The 5,568-nt window shown below is 35.8% G+C and carries 8 protein-coding genes and 1 pseudogene; 3 read left to right on the top strand and 6 right to left on the bottom strand.

Going from position 1 to position 5,568, the window contains the following annotated elements:
* Both MVY38_RS01550 and MVY38_RS01545 read right to left on the bottom strand, forming a co-directional pair.
* Positions 1 to 462, bottom strand: a pseudogene (locus tag MVY38_RS01550) (chemotaxis protein); the annotation flags it as partial.
* The gene (locus tag MVY38_RS01545; RefSeq protein ID WP_297482753.1) at positions 431 to 916 is read right to left on the bottom strand and encodes a PAS domain-containing protein; all 486 of its coding nucleotides are present in this window, start codon (positions 914 to 916) and stop codon (positions 431 to 433) included. The pseudogene MVY38_RS01550 and the gene MVY38_RS01545, both read right to left, overlap by 32 nt.
* Before the next feature lie 74 nt (positions 917 to 990).
* Here MVY38_RS01545 and MVY38_RS01540 point away from each other — a divergent pair, with 74 nt between their 5' ends.
* Positions 991 to 2,094, top strand: a complete 1,104-nt coding sequence (locus tag MVY38_RS01540; RefSeq protein WP_297482751.1) for an MFS transporter — start codon at positions 991 to 993, stop codon at positions 2,092 to 2,094.
* 7 nt (positions 2,095 to 2,101) lie between these two features.
* On the opposite strand, the gene MVY38_RS01535 is transcribed toward MVY38_RS01540, so the two are convergent.
* Genes MVY38_RS01535 through MVY38_RS01520 form a run of 4 tightly spaced genes read right to left on the bottom strand, consistent with a single transcriptional unit; the run spans position 2,102 to position 4,365 of the window.
* Positions 2,102 to 2,827, bottom strand: a complete 726-nt coding sequence (locus tag MVY38_RS01535) for a DUF481 domain-containing protein (RefSeq protein ID WP_297482749.1) — start codon at positions 2,825 to 2,827, stop codon at positions 2,102 to 2,104.
* A gap of 32 nt (positions 2,828 to 2,859) precedes the next feature.
* Positions 2,860 to 3,681 (bottom strand): mechanosensitive ion channel domain-containing protein, encoded by an 822-nt coding sequence (locus tag MVY38_RS01530; protein WP_297482747.1) that lies wholly within the window; start codon positions 3,679 to 3,681, stop codon positions 2,860 to 2,862.
* Between the two features lie 50 nt (positions 3,682 to 3,731).
* Positions 3,732 to 4,055 (bottom strand): DUF309 domain-containing protein, encoded by a 324-nt coding sequence (locus MVY38_RS01525; RefSeq protein ID WP_297482738.1) that lies wholly within the window; start codon positions 4,053 to 4,055, stop codon positions 3,732 to 3,734.
* Positions 4,045 to 4,365: a hypothetical protein gene (locus MVY38_RS01520; protein ID WP_297482736.1), complete on the bottom strand. Its 321-nt coding sequence runs from the start codon at positions 4,363 to 4,365 to the stop codon at positions 4,045 to 4,047. The genes MVY38_RS01525 and MVY38_RS01520 overlap by 11 nt, the downstream gene beginning before the upstream one ends.
* 39 nt (positions 4,366 to 4,404) lie before the next feature.
* Between MVY38_RS01520 and MVY38_RS01515 the strand changes: the two genes are divergently transcribed.
* Positions 4,405 to 5,055 (top strand): hemolysin III family protein, encoded by a 651-nt coding sequence (locus MVY38_RS01515; protein WP_297482733.1) that lies wholly within the window; start codon positions 4,405 to 4,407, stop codon positions 5,053 to 5,055.
* Between the two features lie 91 nt (positions 5,056 to 5,146).
* Positions 5,147 to 5,568 (top strand): hypothetical protein (locus MVY38_RS01510; protein WP_297482730.1); only part of this gene is annotated, 422 nt, incomplete at its 3' end.

The following is a 5,568-nucleotide window of genomic DNA, read 5'->3' as shown; positions in this document are numbered from 1 at the left end:
TCCGCTTGCAATGGAAGTAATGGCAGCATTAACTTTTGAAGATGCATAGTGATAAATTCCATGAAGACCCTGTGGAAAGGCAACTCTATATGTTTTACCATTTGAAGCTGCTTCGATGGTAGTTGTAGCATCACGCATAAAGGCTTCTGTCTGGTCTAACATATTATTAATAGACCATGCAAAGGCTGATATTTCAGAATTATCTTCTGGAATATGTGTAATACGCCCCTCAAGGTTCCCTTTTGCTGCATCATCTACAACTTTTTTCATTCTATGTAGTAGACCTGTTGATTTTGCTGCTCCTGCACCTGAAGGCGTAAACAAAGAGATAAGCAAAAGCATAAATAAAATAATTGCAAAAATATAATTTGCAACTACAAGAGCATAGATTGAAGCACCGAGTAGTGTTACAAAAAGCAGAAGTGCCTGTTTATTTTTGAATAGAGATGATAAATTCATCATAAGATACCCCTTTTTCATATAGTAAATCGTTTAAAACTTTCTCTCCAGCAGCAATTCCGCCGCTGCGTTCAGCTTGAAGCATTTTGGCATAGAGTGGTTTAATAAGTTCAAGGGCAGAATTTTTTGGTCTTCTCCTCACTGAATAGTAACCAATAATATCGCCTCTGTCGTTTGTTGAAGCGGTAACATTGGCAATAACCCAGTAGCCGTTACCATTTTTTGTTTTGTTGATAACATAGGCAAAAATCTCATCTTTTGCTTGGATGCGATCCCAAAGCAGTTTAAAAACAGTTTTTGGCATATCTGGGTGGCGAACTATGTTATGGGGTTTACCCAGCAGTTCTTCTTCTGTGTACTCTGCCATAGTCATAAATATTTCATTGACATATGTCAGCCGACCTTTCGTATCTGTTTTAGATACAATAAAGTCATTCTCTTTCATCTCTAGTAACATCAAATACTCCCTTTAAAAAAAATAATGCGTAGATATTAACATAAATTATTATAAATAATGCTATATTTGCGTTTATGTTTCAACTATTATCACTTTTTTACTATTTTTACTTTTCTATTGTCGGGATTTACATCATCTTTTTGCCCAAAGTCTTAAGTAGTGTAGGCTACGGAGCGAGTGAAATAGGCATCATCTTTGCTGCTGCTCCTCTTGTTCGTTTTGTACTTCCATTTCTGTTTATGCGTGGACTCACTTTGGGTGCAACTATTTTTAAAGCTTCACTTTTCTTAGTTGTGTTGAGTGTGTTCTCTTTTTTCTTCTCCTTGCATCATTTTTATGCACTTCTTTGCTCAAATATTGCTATGGGAGTAGGTATGAGTCTTATTTTGCCATTTGTAGAGACCATTGCCTTGCACTCCATAGGTAAAGAGCGCTATGGGAAGTCAAGACTTTTTGGTTCTGTCGGATTTATCGTTGTTGCTCTTGTTTTGGTAAAATTTTTAAGCTCTGCATACATTGCTCTTGATTTTTTGCTGGCACTCACTTTTATTACTTCACTGGTTGCGTTTAGAGTAGAGCAACTCTCTTCTAAAGAGCAGATAGGAGTTACAAAAAAGAGTGAAAATGACATTAGCATCATAAAAGATTGGCAGTTGTGGCTTGGCTTGGTGCTTGTTCAGATGAGTTTTGGTTCTTTTTATAATTTTTTTACTATTTATGAAACGGACCATGGCATTAGCCTGAATATGACAGTTTACTTATGGAGTTTTGGCGTCTTTATTGAGATAATTATGTTCTTTTTTCAAGCAAAACTACTCTATGGAAATTTGCTTAACATTATACGCTTCACTATGCTTGCTACTACGCTTCGTTGGTTTTTAGTTTTTGCATTTGCTACAAATTTACCCGTACTCTTTTTTGCACAGTCACTTCATGCTTTGAGTTTTGCACTCTTTCACTCAGCAGCTATTAGTTACCTTTTTCACCTTTACAAAAACAAATCTCTTGCGCAGCAGCTTTTTTCGGGAATGGGCTATGGTTTAGGTGGTTTAAGTGGAGCGATGCTCTCAGGATATATTTATGAGTATTATCCTTCGTATCTCTTTTTGAGTTCTAGTTTTATTGCCTTTGCTGCGTATGTTTTTATAAGTTTGTGGAGTAAAAGAGTGAAGAGGTGATTACGGACTAATAGTCCATAATCAAGTTAAATGTAAAAGTAGAATCTGTTGTTTTTGCTGCAAGTGGTTTGTTTACATAATCAAGTTTATAACTTACGCCTGCTGAAAAAATATCTGAAATTTTTGCTGCAAATGCTGTTTTTGAGTGAGCAAAATAGTTGCTAGAGTCTTCAAAATCGCCTCTTAGACTTGCTTCTTGCGTAAATTTTAGGTTTTTAAGCATTTGCCATCCATAAACTAGCTCTGCTCTATACCCAGAATAATTATTTGTATCTCTAGGTTGTGCATAACTTTCATCTGAAGAGTAGAGAATATTTCCGCTTAAAGCAAGATTGTGTGCATCATTTTTAATAGCTTGCAATTTTAGACCAGGACCAGTATATGCTTGATATGCAAATCCTGCATATCTGTCTGATTTGTACCCTGCAAGGTAGTTAAAAGCTAAGACTTGAGTAAAACTATAGTCATAATTGAGTTCAATTAAATATTTATTTTTAACTTCTGCATCATCAGCACTTCCATATTGTCCATCAAGTTTTAGACTTGCTTGGTGTTTTCCCCAAGCTTTTTTAACATTTGCATCAAGATTGAAAGCTTTTGTTTTTGTATTTCCATCTGTTTGTATGTAACCCATTTCGGTATGTGTAACAAGTGCATCAGGGTTTTTCTCTGCTGCTTGTGCGCCTATAGTAAGTGCTGAGAGTGCAAATGCACTCAATATAATTTTTTTCATATTTTTCTCCTTGGTTTTTAAAATTGAGTTCTCTATTGTTTGTCTGTATGTACATCCATTTGAGGATAAGGAATAGAGATACCTTTTTCATCAAATGTCAGTTTTACACTCTCAAGCATATCGAAATATACGCCCCAGTAGTCATCTGTAAGTGTCCATGCACGCACAACGAAGTTTACGCTGCTATCTGCAAGTTCGCTGACTGCTATGAATGGTTCAGGCTCGCTGAGGATGCGTTTGTCAGCTTTTACTATCTCCATAAGCGTCTCTTTTGCAAGTTTAAGGTCATCATCGTACCCAATGCCAAATACATGGTCAACTCTGCGCTGCTCTCTATTTGAGAAGTTGGTAATATTTGCCCCAATGATGGAAGCGTTAGGCACAATGACTACACGCTTGTCAACAGGTGTAAGAATGGTAGAGAAGAGGTTGATGTCTGTTACTTCTCCTGTTACTCCGCCTGTCTCTATAACATCGCCAACTTTAAAGGGACGAAAGAGGATGATAAGTACTGCCGCACCGATGTTTGAAAATGAGCCTTGTAGTGCCAGACCTATAGCTAAAGTAGCTGCACCAAATACAGCTACAAACGAGGTGGTATTTACACCTAGTTGGTTTAGTGCCGCAATGACAACCATCAACAGCAGAGTAAAGTAGATGATGCTTTCACTAAACTCGACAAGTGTTTTGTCAATCTTTGCTTTATGCATCATTTTTTTGATAAAGGCAGTAAGCTTTTTAGCTACCCATTTACCAAGAAGGAAGATAATGAGCGCAGCTATGATTTTGAAACCATATTCGCTCGCGTACAATACAGCCATATCTATGTATTTTTGGATGTCAATATTTTCCATTGGAATGCCTTTTGTTGTGATAGCAGGCATATTAACAAAAAATAATTATATTACAAAGTTTTTAATGAATTTTTGTGAATCTCTTCGACAAATCGTGTAAGTTTGTAATAGTCGTTGAGGTATTTGGAATCGGTTTTAAATAGTTCCTGTCTGTATTTCAAATAATTTGCCCAAACCTTCTTACTTTGGGGAGTACGCCCGCGTTTATGAAGCTCAAAACTAACTGCTGCGTTTATAAGACCTTTGAGGAGTTTAACTTCGCCACTCTCTTCAAAGCGACGAGGAAACCATACGCTTTCAAGGGCTTCATGGGCATCGTAGTAGCGCTCTTCTTTGAGACAGAGTATATATTCTTTTGTTTTTTTACTTATCATTTTCATCCAAAAGCATCATATTCTTACGCCAATATCCCCGTCCACCTTTAAGTGAAACGCAGTGATGTTGTGGAAATTTCTCTCTATACTCTTTGAGACGATTGAGCGTCGCTTTTCCTGTATCGCAGTAGAAGACAAAAACAGTACCATCAGGATACTTTTTCATCTCATAGGGGTTATAGGTTATAGTCTCAGCTTTTTCGATGGGGGAGAGGATGGTATCGACAAGCACAACATCCACTCCTTCTTTTTGCAACTTCTTTTTATTTTTTAAAAACTCTTTTTGAGTCCATTCATTTGGATAATTCATACTATAATTATAGCAACTAGATGTAAAAGGAAGGTAGATATGCAAAGAGAAATAAATGATTTTTCGATTTTTGAAGAGATTTGGCATGCAATTACACATGGATTTGGGCTTTTTTTAAGCACTTTTGGATTTGGAGTGCTTTTTACGCTCTCCATTTTGAGTGGTGATGGGCAAAAAATATGGACGAGCATTGTATTTGGCTTGGGGCTTTTAAGTATGTATGGTGCTTCTACGCTTTATCATGCTATTCCTCAATACAAAGCAAAATCACTACTGCAACTTGTTGACCATGCTGCCATATACATACTTATAGCAGCAACATATACTCCAGTTGTTGTCCTTGGTGTGCAGGGTGTTTTTGGCTGGATATTGCTTGGTATTATTTGGTTTTTTGCTTTGCTTGGGGTTTACTTGAAGTTTGCTTTTCCAGCTAGATTCGAGGTTTTTTCCTTGGTACTTTATGCTCTGATGGGGTGGCTCATCATCATCGCTTACCAGCCACTCATCGCACATGCAGGTTGGCTTTTCTTCTCTTTACTTTTAGCAGGTGGAGTAACCTACACTTTAGGCATTTTTTTCTATGTCAAAGATAGTATGAAACTTAACCACGCAGTATGGCATCTCTTCGTCCTTGGAGGAAGTGTTTTTCACTACTTCAGCGTTTTTCTGCTTATTAGTGCGAGATCCTAGTTTATATTTTATTGGTTTAAATGACGAAATTATTTAGAATTATTGCATTTATATTTATAACTCACTATAATAGTGAAAAAAAAGTAGAAAAATGCTAACAAATAAAAAAGCTTCTCTTCGTGCAAAAATAGTTTTAATAACACTCTTTTTGGTAACACTCCTTGGTATAATATTTTTTATCTCTACTATGACTGCAACTAAAATTAATAAGCGAATAGCATTAGAGCATAACTTATCTATGCGTACGACAGATGGTTTTCTAAGACATTTTACTGAAATGAATATGAATATTACAAAAGCTTTATTTATTAAAAATCAAGATGTTTTAGATAGTTTAAAAAATAAAAAAGAGAGAAATATAGTTGTTAAGAAGCAATTTTTACTTTATAAGTCATTTGTACCATCTCTTAGAAAAATAGAGTTTATTCAAAAAAAGAATCGCTTTAAAACAAAACAGATTCAAAATGATTTTGAACTTGAAAAAGGAGTTTGCTATTATAAAATTGTTAGACC

This window comes from Sulfurimonas sp. (assembly GCF_027056685.1).
GTDB lineage: Bacteria > Campylobacterota > Campylobacteria > Campylobacterales > Sulfurimonadaceae > Sulfurimonas.
Note: the sequence above shows the minus strand (reverse complement) of the source record. Positions and strands in the feature narration are given on the sequence as shown.

Coding starts and splice junctions, on each gene's coding strand:
- MVY38_RS01535 (WP_297482749.1), bottom strand. CDS start 2,827: ATGAAAAAAATTATATTGAGTGCATTTGCACTCTCAGCACTTACTATA.
- MVY38_RS01520 (WP_297482736.1), bottom strand. CDS start 4,365: ATGAATTATCCAAATGAATGGACTCAAAAAGAGTTTTTAAAAAATAAA.
- MVY38_RS01545 (WP_297482753.1), bottom strand. CDS start 916: ATGTTACTAGAGATGAAAGAGAATGACTTTATTGTATCTAAAACAGAT.
- MVY38_RS01525 (WP_297482738.1), bottom strand. CDS start 4,055: ATGATAAGTAAAAAAACAAAAGAATATATACTCTGTCTCAAAGAAGAG.
- MVY38_RS01540 (WP_297482751.1), top strand. CDS start 991: ATGTTTCAACTATTATCACTTTTTTACTATTTTTACTTTTCTATTGTC.
- MVY38_RS01515 (WP_297482733.1), top strand. CDS start 4,405: ATGCAAAGAGAAATAAATGATTTTTCGATTTTTGAAGAGATTTGGCAT.
- MVY38_RS01530 (WP_297482747.1), bottom strand. CDS start 3,681: ATGGAAAATATTGACATCCAAAAATACATAGATATGGCTGTATTGTAC.